This is a genomic window from Massilia sp. Root418 (assembly GCF_001425265.1).
Classification (GTDB): domain Bacteria; phylum Pseudomonadota; class Gammaproteobacteria; order Burkholderiales; family Burkholderiaceae_D; genus Rugamonas.
In genome coordinates this window covers 123,607-145,801 of record NZ_LMEC01000020.1, presented here as the reverse complement: position 1 = coordinate 145,801, position 22,195 = coordinate 123,607, and the positions used below count along the sequence as shown (strand labels likewise).

Annotated in this window: 19 protein-coding genes, 1 tRNA gene and 1 pseudogene; 10 read left to right on the top strand and 11 right to left on the bottom strand. The window is 65.8% G+C overall.

Going from position 1 to position 22,195, the window contains the following annotated elements; translation table 11 throughout:
- Positions 1 to 8 precede the first annotated feature (8 nt).
- From ASC94_RS33195 to ASC94_RS13165, 5 genes are all read right to left on the bottom strand, one after another.
- A complete protein-coding gene (locus ASC94_RS33195) occupies positions 9 to 1,721 on the bottom strand; it encodes a hypothetical protein (RefSeq protein ID WP_056395268.1) in 1,713 nt (570 codons plus the stop codon).
- Positions 1,699 to 4,209 (bottom strand): FtsW/RodA/SpoVE family cell cycle protein, encoded by a 2,511-nt coding sequence (locus ASC94_RS13180; RefSeq protein ID WP_157201443.1) that lies wholly within the window; start codon positions 4,207 to 4,209, stop codon positions 1,699 to 1,701. Before ASC94_RS13180 ends, ASC94_RS33195 begins: the two co-directional genes overlap by 23 nt.
- Entirely contained in the window at positions 4,206 to 5,369 is a 1,164-nt protein-coding gene (locus ASC94_RS13175) for a serine/threonine-protein kinase (protein WP_082616496.1), read from the bottom strand. The genes ASC94_RS13180 and ASC94_RS13175 overlap by 4 nt, the downstream gene beginning before the upstream one ends.
- A gap of 129 nt (positions 5,370 to 5,498) precedes the next feature.
- Positions 5,499 to 5,954, bottom strand: coding sequence for a glycine zipper domain-containing protein (locus ASC94_RS13170; RefSeq protein ID WP_056395265.1), 456 nt, complete (start codon positions 5,952 to 5,954; stop codon positions 5,499 to 5,501).
- A 103-nt stretch (positions 5,955 to 6,057) separates the two neighbouring features.
- Positions 6,058 to 6,594: a GNAT family N-acetyltransferase gene (locus tag ASC94_RS13165; protein WP_056397798.1), complete on the bottom strand. Its 537-nt coding sequence runs from the start codon at positions 6,592 to 6,594 to the stop codon at positions 6,058 to 6,060.
- 114 nt (positions 6,595 to 6,708) lie between these two features.
- Between ASC94_RS13165 and ASC94_RS13160 the strand changes: the two genes are divergently transcribed.
- The 6 genes from ASC94_RS13160 to ASC94_RS13135 all read left to right on the top strand — a co-directional run bounded on the left by ASC94_RS13160 (position 6,709) and on the right by ASC94_RS13135 (position 14,905).
- Entirely contained in the window at positions 6,709 to 8,124 is a 1,416-nt protein-coding gene (locus ASC94_RS13160; protein ID WP_056395263.1) for a M20/M25/M40 family metallo-hydrolase, read from the top strand.
- Positions 8,125 to 8,187: 63 nt separating this feature from the next.
- On the top strand, positions 8,188 to 10,113 hold the full coding sequence (locus ASC94_RS13155; protein ID WP_082616495.1) for a TonB-dependent siderophore receptor: 1,926 nt from the start codon (positions 8,188 to 8,190) through the stop codon (positions 10,111 to 10,113).
- A 62-nt stretch (positions 10,114 to 10,175) separates the two neighbouring features.
- Positions 10,176 to 10,628 (top strand): hypothetical protein, encoded by a 453-nt coding sequence (locus ASC94_RS13150; RefSeq protein ID WP_157201442.1) that lies wholly within the window; start codon positions 10,176 to 10,178, stop codon positions 10,626 to 10,628.
- Between the two features lie 80 nt (positions 10,629 to 10,708).
- Positions 10,709 to 12,151 (top strand): TolC family protein, encoded by a 1,443-nt coding sequence (locus tag ASC94_RS13145; RefSeq protein WP_056395258.1) that lies wholly within the window; start codon positions 10,709 to 10,711, stop codon positions 12,149 to 12,151.
- Positions 12,148 to 13,581, top strand: coding sequence for a multicopper oxidase family protein (locus ASC94_RS13140; protein ID WP_082616494.1), 1,434 nt, complete (start codon positions 12,148 to 12,150; stop codon positions 13,579 to 13,581). The genes ASC94_RS13145 and ASC94_RS13140 overlap by 4 nt, the downstream gene beginning before the upstream one ends.
- A gap of 109 nt (positions 13,582 to 13,690) precedes the next feature.
- A complete protein-coding gene (locus tag ASC94_RS13135; RefSeq protein WP_056395256.1) occupies positions 13,691 to 14,905 on the top strand; it encodes a voltage-gated chloride channel family protein in 1,215 nt (404 codons plus the stop codon).
- Between the two features lie 46 nt (positions 14,906 to 14,951).
- Here ASC94_RS13135 and ASC94_RS13130 read toward each other — a convergent pair whose 3' ends face one another.
- On the bottom strand, positions 14,952 to 15,158 hold the full coding sequence (locus tag ASC94_RS13130; protein WP_157201441.1) for a hypothetical protein: 207 nt from the start codon (positions 15,156 to 15,158) through the stop codon (positions 14,952 to 14,954).
- 49 nt (positions 15,159 to 15,207) lie between these two features.
- Entirely contained in the window at positions 15,208 to 15,711 is a 504-nt protein-coding gene (locus ASC94_RS31890) for an ABC transporter permease (protein WP_162251423.1), read from the bottom strand.
- A gap of 62 nt (positions 15,712 to 15,773) precedes the next feature.
- On the opposite strand from ASC94_RS31890, the gene ASC94_RS13125 reads away from it, so the two are divergent.
- Complete coding sequence (locus tag ASC94_RS13125; protein WP_200955681.1) at positions 15,774 to 17,309, top strand: polysaccharide lyase family 1 protein; 1,536 nt, start codon at positions 15,774 to 15,776, stop codon at positions 17,307 to 17,309.
- Positions 17,310 to 17,387: 78 nt separating this feature from the next.
- Here ASC94_RS13125 and ASC94_RS13120 read toward each other — a convergent pair whose 3' ends face one another.
- Entirely contained in the window at positions 17,388 to 17,807 is a 420-nt protein-coding gene (locus ASC94_RS13120; protein ID WP_056395254.1) for a hypothetical protein, read from the bottom strand.
- Between the two features lie 127 nt (positions 17,808 to 17,934).
- Between ASC94_RS13120 and ASC94_RS13115 the strand changes: the two genes are divergently transcribed.
- Positions 17,935 to 18,019, top strand: a tRNA-Leu gene (locus ASC94_RS13115).
- Positions 18,020 to 18,184: 165 nt separating this feature from the next.
- On the top strand, positions 18,185 to 19,414 hold the full coding sequence (locus ASC94_RS13110) for an integrase arm-type DNA-binding domain-containing protein (protein WP_229417260.1): 1,230 nt from the start codon (positions 18,185 to 18,187) through the stop codon (positions 19,412 to 19,414).
- Between the two features lie 143 nt (positions 19,415 to 19,557).
- Here the strand turns inward: ASC94_RS13110 and ASC94_RS31885 are convergent, their stop codons facing one another.
- The gene (locus ASC94_RS31885; RefSeq protein ID WP_082616493.1) at positions 19,558 to 19,860 is read right to left on the bottom strand and encodes an AlpA family transcriptional regulator; all 303 of its coding nucleotides are present in this window, start codon (positions 19,858 to 19,860) and stop codon (positions 19,558 to 19,560) included.
- 349 nt (positions 19,861 to 20,209) lie between these two features.
- Between ASC94_RS31885 and ASC94_RS32615 the strand changes: the two are divergent.
- Positions 20,210 to 20,539, top strand: a pseudogene (locus ASC94_RS32615) (integrase); the annotation flags it as partial.
- Here ASC94_RS32615 and ASC94_RS13100 read toward each other — a convergent pair.
- Positions 20,526 to 20,780: an AlpA family phage regulatory protein gene (locus tag ASC94_RS13100; protein ID WP_229417259.1), complete on the bottom strand. Its 255-nt coding sequence runs from the start codon at positions 20,778 to 20,780 to the stop codon at positions 20,526 to 20,528. The pseudogene ASC94_RS32615 and the gene ASC94_RS13100 sit on opposite strands and share 14 nt — an antisense overlap.
- Positions 20,781 to 21,093: 313 nt before the next feature.
- On the bottom strand, positions 21,094 to 22,068 hold the full coding sequence (locus tag ASC94_RS13095) for a hypothetical protein (protein ID WP_157201440.1): 975 nt from the start codon (positions 22,066 to 22,068) through the stop codon (positions 21,094 to 21,096).
- Positions 22,069 to 22,195: the final 127 nt, after the last annotated feature.

Genomic DNA, 22,195 nt, shown 5'->3' with positions numbered 1-22,195 from the left:
GGCGCGGCTCACGCGTCGAAGCGCAGCACGTAGTGGCCCGCGACGAGATGGTGCCCTGCCGGCAGCAGGTAGGGCGCATCGGCGCTGGCTTCGCCGATGCTGGCGACGAATTCCAGCCGCTCGTCCAGGTGGTACAGCGCCTGGGAAGCGGAGAGGCGGCCGATCCGGAAGCCCTGCGGCGCAGCTTCAAAGCTGAAAGCGTTGCGCGACAGGCCGATGCGGTCGGCGCTGCTGCTGCCCTTTTCCTCGCCCTGGCCATGGTTGAGGAAGCGCGGCGAATCCAGCACGCGCAGGGCGGACAGCGCGGCCGAGCTGCGGCCGAACTGGAAGCGCGCACCGGCGGCGATGGCGGTGCTGACCGGACGCGCCAGGCACAGGGTGGCGCAGTAGCGCTCCGCCATCGCCGGCGGTGCGGGCAGCAGGCGGATGGCGCGGGTGTCCACCGGCGTGAAGCTGGCCGGTGCGGTGACGCGCTGGCGGCCGTTTTCGGTGCAGGCGTAGAGCTCGTCGCTGTCGTTGACGAGGAAGCTGATGGCCGTGCCGGCGGCCGGGTCGGCGTTCAGGCCGAGCGCGCGGCTGAACGGCACTTCCAGCGTGCTGGCGCCGGTGTCGCGGTAGCGGCTCAGGCGCGGCAGGGCGAGCGCCACCAGGCTTGCCCGCTGGCGCTGCACGATAGGTGCGTAGGTGGCATCGGTTTCGCCGCTGCGCGCAGCGGGGTGCCGGTTGGGTTGGGGAATCGCGGTCAGGTCAGCATCCGCCTGCATCGGCGCGCGCGCCTGCCAGACGGCCGGACGCGGGGATGCTTGCGCGCCGGCGCCGGCGCCGGTGCCGACGCCAGTGCACGTGCCTGTGCCGGTGCTGGAGCCTTGGCCGGAGCCGGAGGCTGGCCTGGAACCGGGGCGGGCAGCCGCGTTCCAGCCATCGTGCGCGGCGCCAGCGGTAGACTGCGCATCGGCGGCCGGGCGCGGCGCGAGCGGGGGTGCGGAACTGCTGCGGGTGATCTTGAGCAGCAGCCTTGCCGGCGCGCCTAGTCCGTCCACGGTGCCGCGTTTCGACTTGATGACGTAGTGGCCCTGGCTGGCGTCGAAGCTGCAGTCGAAGGCGTCCTTGGGCCGCATCTGCACAACAGGCTGCGCATCCGGACCGTCGTTGAGCAGCAGCACGGCGCCATCCTCGCCGAACGGCCAGCCGCTGGCGACGTAGCTGGCCGCGCTCTCGCTGCCGCCGATCAGTGCCAGCCGCTGGTTCGGATAAACCGGGCAGACCGGTTTCCAGACCGCGCTGTCGCGCGACACGCTGACGTTGAACAGCGCCTTTTCTCCAGGCGCCGGCAGGTAGACCGCGTGGCCGAAGCGCACCTCCACCTCGCCGGGCGCCAGTTCTTCCTTGCCCAGCACGTCGTAGCGCACCTGGTCGCTGCCGAGCAGGTCGCCGAAGTCCTTCTGGTGCAGCGCGGTCAGCGTTTGCGCCAGCTCGCGGGCGCGGTTGCCGCGTGTAAGGTGGTAGTCGTCGTCGACCTCTTCCTGCGGCAGCATCAGCGTCACATGGGAAAAGCAGCGCGTGGCGGCGCGCCCGCGGTGTTCGCGCGGGCAGCGTTCGAGCAGGTCGCGCAGCAGCGGGCGGCGCGAGAACAGCGCCAGGCCAGGCGCCTGCCAGATTGCCTCGGCGTTGAAAACGTCGGGAATCCGGCCCAGGACTTCATGTTGGACGTAGATCGGCATGTTCATTCTCCTCTAAAGATTGCGCGCTGACCGCACAGCAGGCTAGCAGGGGGCACAGGAAAAACAGCAAGTGGCTGCCGCCGGCGGACAGGAAACTCATGGGCTGGCCCATGATGGGAAAGATGGCGAGGTTGGTGCCCCAGGACAGCAGCAGGTGGCCAAACACGAATGCGGCGCCGCCACACAGGGCAAAGTAGCGAAACCGGCCGAGCCAGGCCAGGCGGTAGTCGCGCGCCAGCGATGCGGCGGCGCAGGCCCGCGCGGCCACGTGCACCAGCCCGGCCAGCAGGGCAGCTTGCGCGGCCCACAGCAGCATTGCACCCAGCAGGCCGTGGCGGTTAAGGAAAAAGGCGGGCGCGAAGTCGTCCTGCACGGCGGGAATGCTGACTACGGCGCCGGCGGGCAGGCCGAGCGAGCGCAGGCCCAGCATGCTGTCCGCGCCCCACCAGCCGCCGTCGGCAATGGCGCGCGCGCCGAGCAGCAGCTGCTGGCCGGTGTGGGGATGGGCAGCGGGGGCCAGCCACACCTGGAACCGGTCGGCGTAGAAGCTGCCGGCCAGCGGCCATTGGGCCACGCCGTCCGCGCCGGCGCTGCGCAGCAGGGCAACGGCGCCAATTGCCGCCAGGGCGGTGCATGCCAGCCCTGCGGCCAGCGCGGGGCGGCGTGCAGCGATGGCATAGGCGAAGGCCATGCACACGGTCCACACCAGCAGCAGGATGAGCGGGGAGAAGTCGTCCACCTGGACCAGCGCGAAGCCGAGCAGCGCCAGGAACAGCAGGGCGGGGGCGGCCAGGCGCAGCCAGCGCGCTGCATGGCCCTGGAGTGGGTAGCCGGGGTCGTTCCAGCTCATGCGCAGGGCCAGGCAGTGGGCGGTGAGCGCGGTGAGAGCCAGCTTGGCCAGTTCCACCGGCTGCAAATCGAACACGCCGGTTTCGTCTCCCCACAGCACTTGCGCGGCCAGCGCGGCCAGCGCGCCGGCGGCGAGCAGCGCAAGCAGCCATTCCATGGTGCGCTGGGGCGTGACGGCGCGCGCGCCCCGGCTCCACAGGTGCCACAGCGCGCCGGCGCCGCTGCCCGCCGCCAGTAGCGCGGTGCTTTTCTGGTAGTAGCGCAGCCACGACGATACGCCGGCGCCAAGGCCGAGTTCAAGCTGGGCCAGCAGGCCTGCGGCCAGCAGCACCAGGGCGGCGGCCACGGGGAGGGGGAGCTTTTTCGGGATGAGCAGCCAGAGCGCAAGGCCGGTGGCGCCGAGCAGTAGCGAGCACGCTGCGCTGGCCGGCTGCCCGGCGCGCTGCGCGAGGATGGCGGCGGCGCCGGCCGACAGCAGCGCTGCCGCTGCGATGGCCTGGGCGATGGCCGCATTGCGCCGGCTGCGTGCGACGTCGGCTATGCGCATGGCGGCGGTGCGGGCGGCCAACAGGGCTGCGATGGCCGTGGCCAGCAGGACCAGCAGCAGTACCAGCAGCAATGCCGGCACCAGTGTCTGCGCCGGCGGGGACGTCCACAGTTGCCGTTGTTGCCATTGCCAGCTTATCTCCGGCGCGAGGCGCGCGTCTGGCGCAGCGAACAAGGCGACGTGGCGGGCAGGGACAAGCGCCAGCGTGCCGCCTTCCAGCCGCGAGACCTGGAGCCGGGTGCGGCCGATGCTGAATGCGATCACGCCGGCCAGCGGGCGTTCTTCCTGGCGCAGGCTGGCCTGCGAGCCGGCGGCGGCCGTGCTACCCCTGCTATCAATGCTGTCTGTGCTGTCCGTGCTGCCCGTGCCGCCGGTTCCGCCGGTGGCACCGTGGGCACCTGTGACGCCTGTGCCGCCCGTGCGCAAAGCGGTGCGCCCGTCGTCCTGGCTGCCGCCGCTCAGCACCAGCTGTCCGCCGCTGCGGGCCAGCAAGGCGGCGCCGGGCGCCATCCCGTCGAGGCCAAGCCGGTTGCTGCAATGGAGGTTGCCGCCGAAAGCCAGCGGACGCGCCACTGTCAGGGGCAGCGGCGCGGCGCGGTTCCATAGCGCTGCCGCGCGCGCGGCGGCGGTAGCGTCCGGACACGCAGGCTGGGCGCTGCCGTCGCGGTAGACGGTGGCGCCGTCGTAGCGCCAGCGGCTGCCGCCATACCGGAAAGCCAGTCCTTTGCCATCGCCTCCGGATTCGACGCTGAAGACCGCGCCGCCAATCTGGAACGTGCTCCCCGCGTGCAGCGCCGCACTGCCCATGCGCCTGTCTTCTCCGGCGGCATGCAGGACGACCGGCCGCGAGGCGCTGAGGTTGCGAAGCAGCCAGGCGCCCTGTGGGTCGCGCCGCAGTTGGAGGTGGACGCGCTCGGCCTGCGGTGCGGCCAGTTCGTGCGCGCCCAGCGTAATCTGACCGCCGGCTGGCAGGCGGATTTCAATGGCGGCGGGGTGCCAGGCTGCGGGGGCACGCAGCAGCGACCAGGCTTGCAACGCTGTCAGCGCGACTAGCGCCGCAGCGGTGGCGGCGAACAGGCGTCCGTGCATCATGCCTCCGCGTCGCTGTGCCAGCCGGCGTGCGCGCGCTGCGCGTGCGTACGGCTCGACACCGCGCTCCACCAGTGGGTGGACTGGGCGGGCGGCAGGGCCGCCAGCTGGCGCGGCTCCCAGCCCGTGCGGACCTGGCGCGGCGCGGGGCTGCACGGCAAGCCGCCCGGCAGGCCCGCCGCGCCGGCGATGGCGGCCAGCTGGCGGCTGATGTCCACGGCGTGCAACGGGCGTGCCTGCGGGGCGGACGCCAGGAGGTGGCGCAGCAGCCGCAGGGCGGCAGCGCCCGCATCGGCCGCAGGGCCGGACGTGGTGCCGGCCGCAGCGCCGGACGTCGCGTCGGCGAAGGCCCGCATGAACAGCGCTTCCTCATCCGGCAGCAGGATGGCGGGCAGGCCGCCGTGCTGGCGCAGCAGGACGTCCGCCCCGGCAGTGTGGTGCTCGCGGTAGGCCTCGCCGCATGCGCCGCTATAGCGCAGCTGGGCGCCGCCGGTAGCCAGGAAGTAGAACAGGGCGCCCAGCGCGAAGTAGTCGCTCTGGCGCCCGGTCGCGTAGCCGCCCCCGCCAGCCGGGAAGAACTGTTCCGGCGCCTGCCAGTTTGCGGTTCCCGCGTAGGAGTGCTCGCCAAGCGCGTCCAGGCGACGGTTGGTGCCGAAATCGGCCAGCTTTACCGCGCCCAGTTGCGCGTCCACCAGCACGTTGGCAGGCTTCAGGTCCAGGTAGCGCCAGCCGTATTGATGCACCTTGGCCAAAGCCTGGTTGAGCTGCGCCATCCAGGCCAGCAGGCGCGCCAGCGGCAAGGACTGGCCCCGGCCGCGCAGGGCTGCCATGTGCCGGCCCAGGTCGCAGTCCAGCAGCTCCAGCGCCAGCACCGGCAGGCCGTTGTGCCAGCCGCTGTCGAGCAGGCGCACGATGTGGCGCTCGTCCCAGGGCTCCAGCAGTTGCAGGATGGTGATTTCGTTCTCGGCGCTGGCGATCCAGCGCTCGCGCTGGGCGGGCAGGGCGCGCGCCATGTGCGCCTCGTTGATCAGCTTGAGCGCCACATCGCGCGTGCCGCGCGGCCCTTCGGCACGCCAGATGACGCCATAGGCCGATCCGCCGATGCGCTCGCGCAGGCGGTAATGGCCCAGTTCAAGGGTGATGATGGTGTCGCTGGCTGTCATGGTGCTCCCCACACGGCGGCATGCCGTGCGAAGAGCTAGCGGAGGGACATAAAAAAACTGCCCGCGCGTTGGCGCAGGCAGTCAAGGGGTCCTACAGGGATCGGGGGGGCGCTGGAATCAGCGCCGCTATCAGCGGTGGCCGTGGCCGTGGCCATGGCCGCGACCGTGGCCACGGTAGCCGTGGTCGTAGCCGCGGTCATAGTAATAGTCACGGCGCGCTTCGCGGTAGTAGTACGGACGGGCCGGCTCCACATACACCACGGCAGGCTCGTAGTAGCGCGGGGCTGGCGCGTAGTACACCGGCTGCGGCGCAGGCGCGTAGTACACCGGCGCAGGCTGGCTGTACACGCGGGTGGACACGTAGCCGCCGCCGTGGTGGCGGCCGCTGCTCAGGCTATTGCCGACCGCCGCGCCAACCAGGCCGCCCACCACCGCGCCGCCGGAGCCGTTCTGGCTGCCGATGGCCGCGCCGATCACGGCGCCGGCTGCGGTGTTGAAGTCGCGGTCGCCGGCGGCCATGGCCGAGGACGAGGCGGCAACGGTGGCCAGCACTGCTACCGCGCCCAGGAATTTTTTGATCAGCATGGTGTTCCCCTTTGCTCGGCCCGGACCGGAATGGTCGTGTCGCCGTCGTATGAGTGACACTATAGCCGCGTCCGCCGCGCGCACGGAACGAATATACACATTCTTACAAAGCTGTCCGGCGCCGCTCCCATTCGGGCCGCAGCAGGCTGTAGATGCTGACATCCTGATAACGCCCGTTGATGAAGAAGGCCCCGCGCAGCGTGCCTTCCTCGGTAAAACCGCATTTCCGGGCGATGCGCACCGAGCCGGTATTTTCGGGCGCCGTGAGCAGTTCCATGCGATACCACACGTGCACTTTGAACAGGTGGTCGACCAGCAGTTGCAGCGCCTCGCTGATGTAGCCGCGTCCGGCCAGGGCCGGCTCCAGCAGGCGGTAGCCGATCTCGCGGGTGGTGGGCGTGCGGCTCTTGAAGTGCGTAATGACGCCCACGATGTGATGGGCGCTGTCCTCGACCACGAACAGTTCGCTGTCGTCGGTGACGAAACCATTCTGCATGAATTCCCTGCGCATGGATTCGGGCGACTTGAACTGCTGCGAGAAATAGTCGCCGCGCGAAGGCAGGTCGTTGGCCAGCGCGATGAAGGTGTTCAGGTCGGCGGTGAGCAGGTGGCGCACCGTGCAAAGTTGTCCTTTAAGCATGGGCAGCATTCCTCTATGCGGAAAGCGTTAGTGTAAATCCAAAAACTCGTGCGCAACATTATTAAATACGTTATCGTTTCCGTCCCTTATCGTTACACCCAACATAGGACCCGCATGAAAACCGTTTTGACCGTTTTGATGAGCTGCATGCTGAGCGCAGGCGCGATCGCCGCCCCAGCCAACGACCCCGCCACCCTGGGACAGATCCGCGACGCAGCGATGAAAAGTGACTACGCCTACGAGCGCCTGGCCGACATGACAGACCTGATCGGCCCGCGCCTGTCCGGTTCCCCCGGCGCGGCTGCCGCAGTGGAGCAGGTGGCCGAAGCCATGCGCAAGCTTGGCGCCAAGGTGACCCTGCAGCCGGTGAAGGTGCCGCACTGGGTGCGCGGCGAAGAGAAGGCTGAACTGGTGGACTATGCGGGCCGGCCTGCTGGCCTGAGCCAGCGCGTGGTGCTGACCGCCCTGGGCGGCTCGGGCGCCACGCCGGCCGGCGGCCTGACCGCGCCGCTGGTGGTGGTGCGCGACTTCGACGAACTGAAAGCGCGCGCCGCCGAAGTGAAGGGCGCCATCGTGCTGTTCGACGTGAAGTTTGACCAGGAAATGGCCGACCGCGGCCTGGCCGGTCCGGCTTACGGCCACGGCTCGCGCTTCCGCACCCAAGGCCCGAAAGTGGCTGCCCAGATGGGCGCTGCGGCCTTCCTGGTGCGCTCGGTCGGCGGCGCGGACTTCCGCCTGGCCCACACCGGCGCCACCGCGCTAAGCGAAAGCGACCGCATCCCGGCTGCAGCCGTGACGGCCGAAGACTCCATGCTGATCGCCCGCCTGCTGAAACGCGGCCCGGTGAAAATGCGCCTCACGCTCACGCCGCAAAACCTGCCTGAAGTGGACAGCTTCAACGTGATCGCCGACCTGCCGGGCAGCGACAAGGCGGACGAGATCGTCATCGTCTCCGGCCACCTGGATTCCTGGGACCTGGCCACCGGCGCGCATGACGACGGCGCAGGCGTGGCTGGCGCCATGGGCGTGCTGCAGACGCTGAAGGCGCTAAACCTGAAGCCGCGCCGCACCATCCGCATGGTCGCGTGGATGAACGAAGAGAACGGCCTGCGCGGCGGCGCCGCCTACCACGCGGCCAACAAGGACACTCTTGCCAAGCAGTTCGCCGCCATGGAAAGCGACGGCGGCGCCGGCCGCCCGTTCGGCATCATGGCCAGCGTGGAACCGAAGGCGGAGAAGTATTTCGTGCCGGTGCAGGCGGCCCTGCAGCCCATTGGCGCCAGCGTTTTCACGCGCCTGAACCATGTTGGCGCGGCCGATCTGATGCTGCTGGAGAAGGACGGCGTGCCGCTGTTCCAGCCGCAGGTGGACACCTCTACCTATTTCCACTACCACCACACCGCAGCGGACACACTGGACAAGGTGGACCCGGAGAACCTGCGCCGCCACGTGGCGGTGATGTCCACGCTGTCGTGGTTCCTGGCGAATATGGACCAGCCGCTGGGCCGCGCGCCGGTGGTGGAGAAGTAGGGTGGGCAAGCCACGTGGGAACGCGTATGATGTGTTCCTACGTGAGTTTGCTGGAGTGCGCTTATGGGCCTTAAACGCTGTCTGACCGGCGCGGCGCTTAGCCTGGCCACCCATGCGGTCCACGCCTATCCTGTTCAGGACAATTTAAGCGGCATGTCGCTGGAAGAACTGGGCGCGGTCCGTATCACTTCCGTCTCGAAACGCGAAGAACGCCTGGCCGACGCACCGGCCGCCGTCTACGTCATCTCCTCCGCCGACCTGCGCCGCTCGGGCGCTGCCAGCCTGGTTGAGGCCCTGCGCCTCGCTCCCAACCTGCAAGTGATGCAAGCCAATTCGGGCACCTATGTAGTGACCGCGCGCGGCTTCGCAGGCGACAACAACAAGCTGCTGGTGCTGGTCGACGGCCGTTCGGTCTACACGCCCTTGTTCGCCGGCGTGTTCTGGGACGCGCAGGACGTGCCGCTGGACGACATCGAACGCATCGAGGTGGTGAGCGGGCCGGGTGGCACGCTGTGGGGCACCAACGCGGTCAATGGCGTCATCAACGTGATCACGAAAGCGGCCGGCGCCACGCGGGGCGCGCGGGTGGCCGTTAGCGGCGGCAACGCGCGCACCGACAGCACCGCGCGCTACGGCGCGGCGCTGGGCGAGACCGGCGCCTACCGCCTATACGGCAAGGCCTTCACGGTGCGTGCTACCGAGACGGCCGCCGGCACGGAAATCGACGACGCCTGGCACAAGATGCAGGCCGGCTTCCGCGCCGACTGGAAGCAGGGCGATGACAGCTATACCTTGCAGGGCGATGCCTACCGCGCCCGCAAAGGCCACCCCCGGCCTGGCAGCATCGTCGTCATTGGGCTCAATGTCCCGCTGGGGAACATCGAGATGGGCGGCGGCAATCTGCTGGGACGCTGGACGCGCCAGCTCGGCGGGGACGGCGGCGCGGTCAGCGTGCAGGCCTATTACGACCGCACGGAACGCAATGTGGCGCCGTTCTTCGACGAGCACCTGGACATCCTGGACCTGCAGGCGCAGTACACTGCGGCGCCCATCGGCCGCCATGCGCTGACCGTCGGAGGCCAGTACCGCCACGCGAGCGACCGGCTGGAAAACAGCCCCTACTTCGGCTTCCTGCCGGCGCGGCAGAACGCCAGCTGGACCAGCTTGTTCGCGCAGGACGAAGTGACGCTGGGCGACGCATGGCGCCTGACGCTGGGCTTGCGCGGGGAGCGCAACGGCTATACCGGCAACGAGTTCCTGCCCAACGCGCGCCTGGCGTGGAAGATTGGGGCGGACAGCACACTATGGGGCGCCGTGTCGCGCACCGTGCGCGCGCCGTCGCGCCTGGACCGCGATCCGGTGGTGCCCGGCGTGCCGCCCTACCTGCTGGTGGGCGGGCCGGATTTCCAGTCCGAGGTGGCGCGCGTCTTTGAACTGGGCTTCCGCAGCCAGCTCAATGCGGACCTGCTTTACTCGGTCAACCTGTACCGCGCGCTGTACGACGATCTCCACACGCAGGAGCAGGTGCCGGGGCAGCTCAAGGTGAAATTCGCGAACGGCATGATGGGCGCCTCGCGCGGGCTGGAGGCCTGGGCCAGCTGGCAGCTGACGCCGTCCTGGCGTTTGCGCGGCGGCCTGATGGCGCAGCATATCGATACCTGGCTCAAGGCCCGCGTGGTCGACCTGGGCAATTCGCTCAAGCGGGTGGGGCGGGACCCGGCTTATACCGCGTCGCTGCGCTCCAGCTGGCAACTGGCGGGCGAGCGCGAATTCGACCTGGCGCTGCGCCGCGTGGGGGCGCTGTCCGATCCGGACGTGCCGGCCTACACGGCGGTGGACATGCGCTTTGGCTGGAAGCTGCGGCCGTCGCTGGCCTTGTCCGTCACCGGCAACAACCTGTTCGGCGGCGGCCACGGCGAAGTGACTGAAGTGGCGTACCGCACGCAGGCTGGCCGCAGCGTGGCTGTCGAACTGGTGGCGTGGTTCTGATCCACGCGCCGGGAAGCGGCGAGGGGTGCGCCCCTGCGGCGGCCTGTGATACCATGCGCGGCATGAAAGCCGTGTTCCGTTCCCTGCTGCTGTGGCTCTTGCTGCTGGCGATCCCGTTTCAGGGCGTCGCGTCGGCAGGCATGCTGCTGTGCGCGCCCGGCCCGGTTCCGGCCCAGGCCAGCGCACCGGTAATGGCTGCGGGCCATGACCACGCCGCCATGCTGGCCGCTGCCGCCGATGCGCACGCCGATGGCGCCGATATTGCTGACGGCAACGTCCAGGGCGGTCCCGGCGCGCATGACGCACATGACGCACATGACGCACATGACGCGCATGGCCCCGCCAAATGCGGCACCACAGGCGCCTGCTGCGTTGGTGCCGCGCTGGCGCCCGCGCTGCCGGGCGTGCTGCCCGGAATGGCGGCGTCATCGCAATCGATCCCGTTCTATTCCGGCCACCTTCCCGCGGTCGACCTGGCGCTTCCCGAGCGTCCTCCCCAGCCAGTCCAAGTCTGAAGCCTGCCGCTGCGCCTGCCCGTGTGCCATGCACCGCCGGCGCAGTTCCCCCATGTTTGCAAGACAAGGAACATCCTTCCATGAGTACTATCCTATCCCCCATGCCGCAAGGGCTGGCGGTGGCGCTGTCCGCTATGCTGCTGAGCGGATGCGCCTCCTTCTCCGGCGACGGCGGCTTCAGCGCCGTGGCGCAAGCGACGCAGGCGCGCATTGGCCAGCAGGGCAAGGTGCTGCGCAATGACGCGGACCACCAGGCGCTGGCCGAGCTGCTGCAGCAAAAACTGAAACAGCCGCTGACGGCGGACGACGCGGTGCAAATCGCGCTGCTGAACAATCGCGGCCTGCAGGCCACCTACTGGTCGCTCGGCATAGCCGAGGCGGACCTGGTGCAGGCCGGGCGTTTGCAAAACCCCGCCTTCGGCTACAAGCACACTCAGGGCGGCGGCGAGACCGCGATCGAGCGCACGCTGGGCTTCAACCTGGTGAGCCTGATCACCGCGCCGCTGGCCAGCCGCATTGAAGGCCGCCGTTTCGAACAAGCCAGGCTGGCGGTGGCCGACGAGGCCCTGAAAGTGGCCGCCGATACCCGCCGCAGCTATTTCGAAGCCGTCGCCGCCGCCCACGCGCTGGAGTATGCCCAGCAAGTGCGCGACGCGGCCGAGGCGGGCGCCGAGCTGGGACAGCGCATGCAGAAGGCCGGGAACTGGAGCAAGCTCGATGCCGCGCGCGAGCAAACCTTCCACAGCGAGGCGCTGGCTGAAGCGGTGCGGGCGGGCAAACAAGCCAATACCAGCCGCGAGAAGCTGGCGCGATTGCTGGGACTGACCGGGCCTGGCGCCGGCGCAAGCGGCGGTACTAGCGGCAGTGCTAGCGGCGGTGCAAGCGGCAGTGCAGGCGTCAGTGCAATCGGCGGCACGTTCGTGCTGCCGCCGCACCTGCCGGAATTGCCGGCCGCGCCGCGCGACCTGGCGGACGCCGAGCAGGCCGCCGTGCGCAACCGCCTGGACGTCCAGGCAGCCAAGCTGGAAACGGAGCACACCGCATCGGCGCTGGGCCTGACGCGCGGCACGCGCTTCATCAACGTGCTGGAACTGGCGGCGGTGCGCGAGAGCGCCAGCGGCCAGCCGCGGGAGCGCGGCTACGAAATCACGCTGGAGATTCCGCTGTTCGACTGGGGCTCGGCGCGCGTGGCGCGGGCCGAGGCGGTCTACATGCAGTCCGTGAACAGGCTGGCCGAAACGGCCGCCAATGCGCAAAGTGAAGCGCGCGAGAGCTACCAGGACTACCGCGCGTCCTACGAGCTGGCCAAGCACTACCGCGACAGCGTGATTCCGCTGCGCCGCCAGCTCGCGCAGGAGACGCTGCTGCGCTACAACGGCATGCTGGCCAGCACCTTCGAGCTGCTGGCCGACTCGCGCGAACAGGCCACCGCCGTACGCGCCTACATCGACGCGCTCAAGGAATTCTGGATCGCTGAAACCAATCTGGATGCTGCAATGGGCGGCAAGGGAGCAAACAAATGACCAACCGCAGATCTTTCCTGACTGGCGCCGCCCTCGTCGGCGCAGGCATGGTGACCAAGGCCGGCGCGGCTTCGCTGCCCGAAGCGCCGCAGCAATCCGGCGCCGCCACCGCGCCGCCGCTGGCGCCCCCGAACGGCCGCCCCTACAATCCGGTGGTGACGCTGAACGGCTGGTCGCTGCCGTGGCGTATGAAGGACGGGGTGAAGGAATTCCACCTGGTGGCCGAGCCCGTTGAGCGCGAGATCGCGCCCGGCATGACGGCCCGCCTGTGGGGCTACAACGGCCAAAGCCCGGGGCCGACCATCGAAGTGGTGGAGGGCGACCGCGTGCGCATCTTCGTCACCAACAAGCTGCCAGAGCACACCAGCATCCACTGGCACGGCCAGATCCTCCCGTGCGGCATGGACGGCGTAACCGGACTGACCCAGCCCGGCATCCAGCCCGGCAAGACCTTCGTCTATGAGTTCGTGGCCAGGAACGCCGGCACCTTCATGTACCACCCGCACGCCGACGAGATGGTGCAGATGGCCATGGGCATGATGGGCTTCTGGGTGACGCATCCGAAGAATCCGGCGCTGCACGCGGTGGACCGCGACTTCGTGTTCCTGCTGAATTCCTACGACATCGAGCCGGGCAGCTACAAGCCCAAGCCCAACACCATGCTGGACTTCAATCTGTGGACCTTCAACAGCCGCACTTTCCCCGGCATCGACCCGATGGTGGTACGCAAGGGCGATCGGGTGCGCATCCGTGCCGGCAACCTGACCATGACCAACCATCCGATCCACCTGCACGGCCACACTTTCGAAGTAGCCGGCACGGACGGCGGCTGGGTGCGTCCGTCCGCGCGCTGGCCGGAAGTGACCACCGACATCGGCGTGGGGCAGATGCGCGCCATTGAGTTCGTGGCCGACAATCCTGGCGACTGGGCTTTCCACTGCCACAAGTCGCACCACACCATGAACGCCATGGGCCACAATGTGCCCAACATGATCGGGGTAGACCACAGCGGCGTGGCGGAGAAGATCAACCGGCTGGTGCCTGGCTATATGGTGATGGGCGAGAACGGCGGGTCCATGGGCGGCATGCAGATGCCGCTGCCGGAGAACACCCTGCCGATGATGACGGGCGAGGGCCCGTTCGGCGGCATCGAGATGGGCGGTATGTTCACTTTGCTGAAGGTGCGCGAGGGCCAGGCGCGCAACGACTACAAGGACCCGGGCTGGTACAAGCACCCGCCGGGCACGCTGGCGCGCGAATGGACCGGCGAACTGCCGGCCGCCCCGCGTGCGCCCGGCGCGCCGGCATCGCCTGTGCTGCCTGCGCCGCCAGACGCGCCGGCCGCCCCCGGCCACCAGCACCACGGGGCCGGCGCGCAGCACCAGGGGCACGTGATGGAGGTCAAGCGCGGCGGCAGCCACCAGCACTGACGCATTGAAGCACTGAAGCATTGAAGCATTGAAGCACTGGCGCCCTGAAGGGCAGGCGCAACGTTTGTTCCTTGCCGGGCCATCGTTCCTTTGCTACGATGGCCCGACTTTGACCCAGCCTTTCGCCTACCTCGCCAAGTGGACCCTGATCGCCAGCCTCGTCGCAGTGCTGGCCGGGTCCGCATCAGCATTTTTCCTGACCGCGCTGGACGCTGCCACGACGTGGCGCCAGGCGCATCCCGCCATCATCTGGCTGCTGCCGCTGGCCGGCTTTGCAGTGGGCTGGATCTACCTGCACTTCGGCCGCTCGGTCGAGGCGGGCAACAACCTGCTTATCGACGAAATCCACGACCCCAAGCAGGTGGTGCCGCTGCGCCTCGCGCCCCTGGTGCTGGGCGGGACCATCATCTCCCACCTGTTCGGCGCTTCGGTGGGCCGCGAAGGCACGGCCGTGCAGATGGGAGGCGCGCTGGCGGACCAGCTCACGCACGTGTTCCGCCTGCGGCCTGAAGACCGCCGCATTCTGCTCATGGCCGGCATCAGCGCCGGCTTCGCGTCCGTGTTCGGCACCCCGCTGGCGGGCGCCATCTTCGGACTGGAAGTGCTGGCCATCGGCCGCATGCGTTACGACGCCATCTTCCCGTGCATGCTGGCCGCCGTGGTGGCCGACCAGGCGGGCATGGCCTGGGGCGTGCATCACATGCACTACGCCGTCGGTGCGCACCCACCCGTCAGCGTGCTGGCGCTGCTGGCCGTGATGGCTGCCGGTATCGTGTTCGGGCTGGCCGGCATGGTGTTCGCCAAGGCCACGCATGGCGCGGCAGCCTTCATGAAGCGCCACATCGCCTACGCACCCTTGCGCCCCCTGCTGGGCGGCGCCGTGATCGCACTGGCGGTATGGGCTATCGGCACCGACCGCTACATCGGCCTGGGCTTGCCCGTGATTGCGGACGCGTTCCGCCAGCCGCTCCCGCCGTGGGACAGCCTTGGCAAGTTCCTGTTCACCGTCGCCTCGCTGGGCAGCGGCTTCAAGGGCGGGGAGGTCACGCCGCTGTTCTACATCGGCGCCACCCTGGGCAATGCGCTGGCGCCGCTGCTGCAGCTGCCTGTGGGGCTGCTGGCCGGGCTGGGATTCGTGGCGGTGTTTGCCGGCGCAGCCAATACGCCGCTCGCGTCCACGGTGATGGCCATAGAACTGTTCGGCCCGCAGATTGCGCCATATGCGGCGCTGGCCTGCGTCGTCAGTTACCTGTTCTCAGGCCACACGGGCATTTATCACGCGCAAAAGCGCAGCCACGCCAAGATAGGCGTGGAGCGGGAATAATCGGTGGGAATTGGCCGGGTGGGACCGGCGGGAACTGCTGCCTGCGTCAGTTGTTTGGGACGGCGTTGGCTACTTGTTGCGCCACAAGCGCGTCGCGCTTGCAGTTTTTTGGCATGCTGGTTTTCACACCGTCGATGCCGGCGATAACGTCGGTACACGCGCCGGCAGCTCGTTGCGCGTGGGTGGGCGCCATCAAGCCGTTCAGTACGTAAAAGAAGTAAAACGCAATCGCTGAGATAGTAAATGTTTTCATTTTGACTCTACCCGTTGCAGTGTAGAAAAAGTCTAACACATCAGCGCCCTCAACGGTTCATCGATTGGAAAATTTCATGATTTTGTAACAATTCTTGATGCGTTCGCGCAACAAAAAAAGTTATATTTTCTACACGGAAAGTTTTCGATTTGATAATCTGAGTACAGTGTAGGACAAATCCGACGGAATGTAACATCCTATTTGCTACTCGTAGCGCTAACAGTCCACGAGCGCCAGCCTGGACGCCCTGCGCGCAAGAGTGGGAGCCGAGGAAGACGCCCACAAGTGTGGAAAAACCACAGACCATGACAACGGCGCCGGAAGTGATGTCAACCTGAAAAGAGCTGGCCGCGCTGATGCCGACGGCAGCCGCGTTGGCAAGCAAGATCCCCGCCACCCAGCCGGCCAGGCAGATGGCCACCGCCTCCCTCAAAAACTTCAACAACACGTCGCGCGGCTTGGCGCCGATCGCAAAAGTGGCCGGACCAAAAATAAATTGCTCAGGCCAAAAGACATTGGTGTATGCTCGAAATTGTTGAATTGGCCGGACCAAAATTCAACAATTACAGGTGCGGTACATGGAGCCGCGCTAAAACCAATCATGGAGACAAAAGAATGACAATGTTCAACAAGCAGATGTGCCAGGTGCTCTGCGCCAGCCTGGCCGCGCTGGCCTGCGCCAATGCCGGCGCACAGATTTCCTCGCTCGGCGCGACCGGCTGGGCTGCCACCGGCACCAATAACCTGGGCGGCACCGGCACCACCGGCGGCGACGGCGCGGCGGCCGCCAAGATTTATACGGTGAGCACGCGGTCCGCCCTGATCCAGGCCCTGTACGGCAATACCGCCACCATCAAGAGCAACGGCACCTTCAGCGGCACGCTCGACAACAGCAAGAAGATCATCTACATCTCGGGCACCATCAGCCTGAACCAGAACGCGGCCGGCACCGAGTTGACGGCCAACGACTACGTCGCCTATGCCAATGCAGGCAGCACCACCTGCGCCGGCTACGGCTACACCAGCTTCACCCAGATCTGGAATGACTACCTGGCCGCCTACAAGCCTCCGTACGCGAACGTACCGCCGTCGAGCGATCCGGTCGAGGCGGCGCGCGCGTGCGCCAGCAACCAGATGAAAAAGACCGTGGTGCTGAATGTGCCGTCGAACACGTCCATCATCGGCAACGGCGCTACCGCCAAGATCATCCACGGCACGCTGATGCTCAGCGGGACCAGTTCCAGCGCGCCGGTCGACAACATCGTGGTCCGCAACGTGGCCTTCGAGGACGCATTCGACTTCTTCACCGCGTGGGACCCGACCGATTCGGGCGGGCGCTGGAATTCAAACTACGACACCATGTCGATCCAGTACGCCACCCACGTCTGGATCGACCACTGCACCTTCTCCGACGGCTCGCGCACCGATGACCAGTTCCCGTCCGTATGGGCAGCGCCGTATGACGGCGAGCTCTATCACGTGCAGCACCACGACGGCCTGCTCGACATCACCAAGTCGGCCAACCTGGTCACCGTGTCGTACAACCACCTGCACGACCACGACAAGGCCATGCTGATGGGCGGCACCGACAGCGCCAGCCTGACGGCGGAGAATCCGGGCGTGCTCAAGACCACTTTCCACCACAACTACTTCCAGAACCTGGTGCAGCGCAAGCCGCGCGTACGCTACGGCATGGTCCACCTGTACAACAACTACTTCAGCGGCAGCAACTCGGTCACGCTGTACAACTGGATGGTGGGACTGACCTCGGGCCAGGGCTCGAAACTGTACGTGGAAAACAATGTGTTCAACATCACCGGCGGTGCCACGGCCAGCGACACCATCGGCGCTTCGGTCAGTTCCGGCAGCGCACTGACCAATTGCGCGGCCCTGTCCGGCATGAGCACGGTCCGCTGCTCAGCGTATATTTTCGACAGTGGCAACCTGCTGAACGGCGCCTCGGTCAGCCTCAGCTCGACCGCCCACAGCGCTAACTCGCTGGTGACGGTGAGCAGCACGCCATGGTCCTCGGCAGCCAGCCCAGCCGCCACCCCGTCGGCCACGCCAGCCAGCTACTACAGCTATGCGGTTGAGGCCACCGGCAACCTGGCCACGTCGGTGCCAGCCAATGCGGGCGTGGGCAAGCTGTAACTTTGTGAAGTAATGCGCCACCTCACAGTGGCGCAGCTGACCGGCGGCCGCAGCGGCGCGGCCCGCCGGCTTGGCGGCTCAGCGAAGCTGCGGGGCGCTTGGGGCGGGAGCAGGGGACTGCAGCGGTGTCGCGGCTGCTGGCTGCGCGTAGATAACAATCGGTGTCGCCGCTGGCTTTTGCAGGGAGGAGTTGAGCAAAAAGGTGACATACCCCAGTCCGAGGCCACCCAGGGTAATCCCCAGGCCGCCGAAGGCAATCATCACGCCAACTACCCACTTGATGAGCTCCGCATTCATTCGCTGCTGTTTGGCGTCCTGTTCCGCGAATTTGTTGTCTATGAGCTCACGGATGGTGGCGATGGCTGCCTCGGTCCTGGCTTCAAACGCCTTCTGCTGGCCGGCCATTTCGGCCATGATGGTCCGCACTTCGCCCAGCATCCGCGTGGAAACGGTTTCCAGGCGGGAGTCGATGTAGTCTTTGTCGGTTACCGCACTCATGGGCCGTCCTGGCATCATCCGTGGTGCTGAATGCTTCATTATAGAAGCCGCACCGCGCATCGGCTTGAGCGGGGCAAACTCGCTCTGGTAGTTACGTTTCAGTCATGGCATAATGCCGGGCTGCGCTGCTCCGATGGTGAAATTGGTAGACACTGGAGACTTAAAATCTCCCGCCGTAAGGCGTGCCGGTTCGATTCCGGCTCGGAGCACCACCTGCCTGTCCGGCTTGGTCCGCCCAAGTCCGCCCGCGACGAATTTCCCCTATGAAGCGGCCGCATCGTCGTCTGTTGAGATGCGTGTCTGTCTATTGACATCTCAGCGATTTAGGGGCATTTTTAGGGGCATTCCCCAAATGCCCCTAACCGGATGCCCCTAACATGCCCCGGACCGTTATCCCGCTGACCGACACCCAGGTCAAGAACGCCAAACCCAAGGACAAGCCGTACAAACTGGCCGACGGCGGCGGCTTGTACCTCGAGGTCATGCCGACCGGCGCGAAACTGTGGCGGATGAAATACGTGCAGGCCAATGGCAAGGAAAACCGCCTGGCGTTCGGCCGCTATCCGGACGTGAGCCTCGCGAAAGCGCGGGCGGCGCGCGCCGAGGCCCGGCAGCTGCGGGCTGCGGCCATCGACCCTGGCAAAGCGCGGCGCGACGGCAAAGTTGCCGCCGCCGCCGCCGCGGCGCATACCTTTGAAGCGGTGGCGCGCGCCTGGCTGGTTAAATCAGCGGCGACCCGCGCGGCCAGCACGCAAGAGAAGAACCAGTCCTGGCTGGAGAAGAATATTTTTCCGCTGATCGGCCCATTGCCGATCTCCGCCATCTCGTCCAGGGACGTGCTGCTGGCGCTGCAACGGATCGAGGCGCGCGGGGCGGTGGAGTCGGCCCACAAGATCAAGCAGCTGTGCGGCCAGGTGTTCCGGTATGCGATCGCTGCCGGCTTGGCCGAACGGGATGTGACGGCTGACCTGCGCGGCGCGCTGGAGGCCATCCCCAAGTCGCACTATGCTGCCATCACGGAGCCCGAACAAGCGGGAGCACTCATCCGTTCCATCCGTGCCTATGCCGGCCATCCATACGCGGCCGCGGCGCTCAGGCTGGCGCCACTGGTGTTCGTGCGGCCAGGTGAGCTGCGCGCAGCGGAGTGGCTGGAGATGGATCTGGAGGAAGGCGAGTGGCGCATCCCGGGCGTCAAGATGAAGATGGGCGTCGATCACATCGTGCCGCTGGCCAGTCAAGCCGTGGAACTGCTGCGCGCCTTGCACGCCATGACGGGCAATGGTCGCTATGTGTTTCCGAGCATCCGCACCGGCGAGCGCTGTATGAGCGAAAATACGATCAATGCGGCATTGCGCAGCATGGGCTACGGCAAGGATGTGATGACCGGTCACGGTTTTCGTGCGATGGCCCGCACTATCCTCGATGAGGTGCTGAACGAGCGGGTTGACTTGGTGGAGCATCAACTGGCGCATGCCGTGAAAGACCCCAACGGCAGGGCATACAATCGTACCGCCCACCTTGCCGCCCGCAAGCTGATGATGCAGCGCTGGGCGGACTACCTGGACCAGATCGCCAAACCGTCGGCTACGACCGGAAAACGTACCTAGTAGACGGATCGGCGGTTGAAACGGCTGCGCTCGCGCGGTGCGGTTTGGGACGCACGCTTGGTCTGGGTGACAACCATAGGCGAAATCCGTTTGCGCGCCACCGTAGCCTGTCGGAGTGGGCTGCGGTGGCCTGCCCGAAAGTACTATTTAGGGCGGAGGTATTGCTGGTTTGCCGCTTTTTGCCTGCCTATGCAGCCAAGCTGCCATGTTGCGATCTCCTCCGCATCCCAAGCTACCGCGCGCGCACCGATGGGGATGGGTGGCGGGAAAGTGCCTTCCTTGATGGCCTCGTAGATTGATGAGCGGGAACGCCCGGTCGCCTCGATGACTTGTCGTAGCCGTAAGAATTTTCTCGGCGCTGGCGTGATTTCTTTTTCGCTTCCTTGGCCAGTTGTGATCAAGGCGGAGGACCCTGTGGTGCGAGTGCGTAGTACGTTGTCAGACATTGCTAGCTCCTTAGCATTGGGTGTCTTGGGGAATGGGCCGACTGAAGTTTTTCAGTCCCTGGCGGTTCGGCGGTCGTGCTCGCGCCGGAGGCTGGGGCCCCGGGGCGTTGATCGGTCAACCGAGTATGGGAAAAGGTGAATAGGTGGCCAGCAACCACGCACGGCCTACACGCGTTGCGATGTTTGATGCCGAAAGCGTTGTCGCCGCCTCGCATATTCTTGTTCGGGCTGAAGGCTTGCCTAGTTCAGCAGGGCCAGCTACTGCAATTGCAATCTAATCGGCGCCGCCGCGCGTGTCAAACTGCGTGCACCGGAATCGCACTCGCACTCTGCTCCGACGGAAACAGTTGAGGCTGTCGACATCTTTATCGCGCTGCGCACCTGCGCCGGCACTTCCCGCGATGTCCTGCCATTGCGCTATGACGCCGATTTGCCATCTCGAAGGCGACGCTGAACGAGGTGACGACGTCGGTGGCGCGTGTCGCGCGCGCCGCCGGCCGGCCGCTGGCCGACCCAGCTGCACGAGGCGGGCTACAACACCGACTGGATCGAGAAGTGCCTGGCCCACGAGCAGCGGGGCGTTCGGGCGGTGTACAACAAGGCCGAGTATGCGGAACAGCGGCGCGCGATGCTGCAGGACTGGGCCGACATGATCGATGATTGGGTCAGGGCCGTTTGAGCCCGGGCGCGGGCTGCGCGACGGCGGCAACCTGCTGCTGCGCGATCCAGGCGTCCACTTCGCCAAGGTCCCATGCGACGGAGCGGGCCGTGATAGAGAATCGCTTGGGGAATTTGCCGCAGCGCTCCAGCTCCAGGATCGTGCGTTCGCCAAGGGGCACCTTCTGCAGCAGTTGTTTGCGTTTGATGAGGACGCGGCCAGGTGCCATCATCTCCGTGGTGGTGAGCATGCGGGCATTCATACTTCTCTCCTTCGATCGTTGAATGGGAAAGGTTGCGCCGACTGAGTCTTCAGTCCTTGGCGGTTCGATGTATGAGAAATGTTCGCTCACAAATCGCCGAAGGCAACGGAGCAATCAGGGACGATCGTATTAAGGATGGGTATGCGGCGCCCTGGCTTGTAGGCATGCTCAGGGAAGCTAGTTCCGGAACCAGATGTATCGCTTCTTTGAAAAGCTCGCCTACTTCTGCAGGGCCAGCTACTGCAGTTGCAATCTAGTTCGATCCGTTGTGCGTGTCAAACATCGTGCACCGGAATTGCGCTCCGACGGACTATTAGGCAGAGAAGTCAACGCCTGAGATATGGAAAGTCACTTTGTCGCCCTCAACCATGATGTAATCGGCCTCATTGGAAATAGTCAATTCACGCTGCCTGCCGCCCTTGATAGTGCCGTAGGCAGTTCGAAACGCCATGCCCTCTGATATCGCATAAGTGTATGAAGTCAGCCCTGTGTCATACAGCCCGTCCTTGCCCTTTGGATAGTTAGGGTAAAGTGCATTGTTATACTGCGGTTTAAGCAGACTGACCACTGCTTTCTCTGCGTCGGCGACCAATCGTTTGTTGTCATAAGTGAAATCGACGTCGCCATCCTCTATTTCGGAGCCCGGCCCAAATACCTTGATAAGCAATGGTTCAACCTTAAATGCGAGCAGATAAGTTTCATCGCTGACCCTTGCTCCAGGAAAGCGTTGCGGCTCACTAGCGAGAATCTGCATTCTCGCCTTATGTCCGTTATCGAAAAGACGATCATAGGTGTCGCCCTTTTTGGCAATTCCAACATACAGAAGATCATAGGTGGCAAGGTCAACGTAAGAGTCAAAACCGCCAATAACGAGCTCCTTTCGGCCTCGTCGCATCAAGATATCGTCAGGAATAAACGCCGCAATGACCTCTTCGCTCCCATCTTCATGTTTAATGAAAAAACGGATTTGCGACTCGCCATGACGGATACCCATGACTAAATTAGTTTTGCATCCTTTAATCCGAGGCAAGTGAAGCATTTCGATCCACCCGGAGTCTTCCTTTCCGCCAGCTATGGCAATGGAAAAATTGAATCGTCCCAAGTCAAAGTCAGTGGAAAGATTTTTGAAGGACGCTTGAGCGCGTCCGACGATCATATAAAAATCGCTTTGACGCATGCGTCTCTCGAATTGCGCGTTGTCATTCAATTGCGCGGCAAGGCTATTTGAAATCGGCGGGCAAACAAGATCAAGAGTAGCGCTGCAGGAGGAGGTTTTGTCTTTGCTCATTATCGAGTGTTCCGAGGGCGATCACAACGGGTCATGCGGCTATGTGCCATAGCAAACGTTGCAACGCATCCGCTTTCGTAGTCAAGTTTCTTATACACGTAACGCACTGGCAGCGCGCCACAAACGC

What these genes read in the sequence shown, in the direction of transcription:
- ASC94_RS13095 (WP_157201440.1), bottom strand. Translation starts at nt 22,068, where the DNA reads ATGAGCAAAGACAAAACCTCCTCCTGCAGCGCTACTCTTGATCTTGTT.
- ASC94_RS33195 (WP_056395268.1), bottom strand. Translation starts at nt 1,721, where the DNA reads ATGCCGATCTACGTCCAACATGAAGTCCTGGGCCGGATTCCCGACGTT.
- ASC94_RS13130 (WP_157201441.1), bottom strand. Translation starts at nt 15,158, where the DNA reads ATGAAAACATTTACTATCTCAGCGATTGCGTTTTACTTCTTTTACGTA.
- ASC94_RS31885 (WP_082616493.1), bottom strand. Translation starts at nt 19,860, where the DNA reads ATGTCTGACAACGTACTACGCACTCGCACCACAGGGTCCTCCGCCTTG.
- ASC94_RS13155 (WP_082616495.1), top strand. Translation starts at nt 8,188, where the DNA reads ATGGGCCTTAAACGCTGTCTGACCGGCGCGGCGCTTAGCCTGGCCACC.
- ASC94_RS13175 (WP_082616496.1), bottom strand. Translation starts at nt 5,369, where the DNA reads ATGACAGCCAGCGACACCATCATCACCCTTGAACTGGGCCATTACCGC.
- ASC94_RS13120 (WP_056395254.1), bottom strand. Translation starts at nt 17,807, where the DNA reads ATGAGTGCGGTAACCGACAAAGACTACATCGACTCCCGCCTGGAAACC.
- ASC94_RS13160 (WP_056395263.1), top strand. Translation starts at nt 6,709, where the DNA reads ATGAAAACCGTTTTGACCGTTTTGATGAGCTGCATGCTGAGCGCAGGC.
- ASC94_RS13125 (WP_200955681.1), top strand. Translation starts at nt 15,774, where the DNA reads ATGACAATGTTCAACAAGCAGATGTGCCAGGTGCTCTGCGCCAGCCTG.
- ASC94_RS13110 (WP_229417260.1), top strand. Translation starts at nt 18,185, where the DNA reads ATGCCCCGGACCGTTATCCCGCTGACCGACACCCAGGTCAAGAACGCC.
- ASC94_RS13170 (WP_056395265.1), bottom strand. Translation starts at nt 5,954, where the DNA reads ATGCTGATCAAAAAATTCCTGGGCGCGGTAGCAGTGCTGGCCACCGTT.
- ASC94_RS13165 (WP_056397798.1), bottom strand. Translation starts at nt 6,594, where the DNA reads ATGCTTAAAGGACAACTTTGCACGGTGCGCCACCTGCTCACCGCCGAC.
- ASC94_RS13145 (WP_056395258.1), top strand. Translation starts at nt 10,709, where the DNA reads ATGAGTACTATCCTATCCCCCATGCCGCAAGGGCTGGCGGTGGCGCTG.
- ASC94_RS13150 (WP_157201442.1), top strand. Translation starts at nt 10,176, where the DNA reads ATGAAAGCCGTGTTCCGTTCCCTGCTGCTGTGGCTCTTGCTGCTGGCG.
- ASC94_RS13180 (WP_157201443.1), bottom strand. Translation starts at nt 4,209, where the DNA reads ATGATGCACGGACGCCTGTTCGCCGCCACCGCTGCGGCGCTAGTCGCG.
- ASC94_RS13100 (WP_229417259.1), bottom strand. Translation starts at nt 20,780, where the DNA reads ATGAATGCCCGCATGCTCACCACCACGGAGATGATGGCACCTGGCCGC.
- ASC94_RS13140 (WP_082616494.1), top strand. Translation starts at nt 12,148, where the DNA reads ATGACCAACCGCAGATCTTTCCTGACTGGCGCCGCCCTCGTCGGCGCA.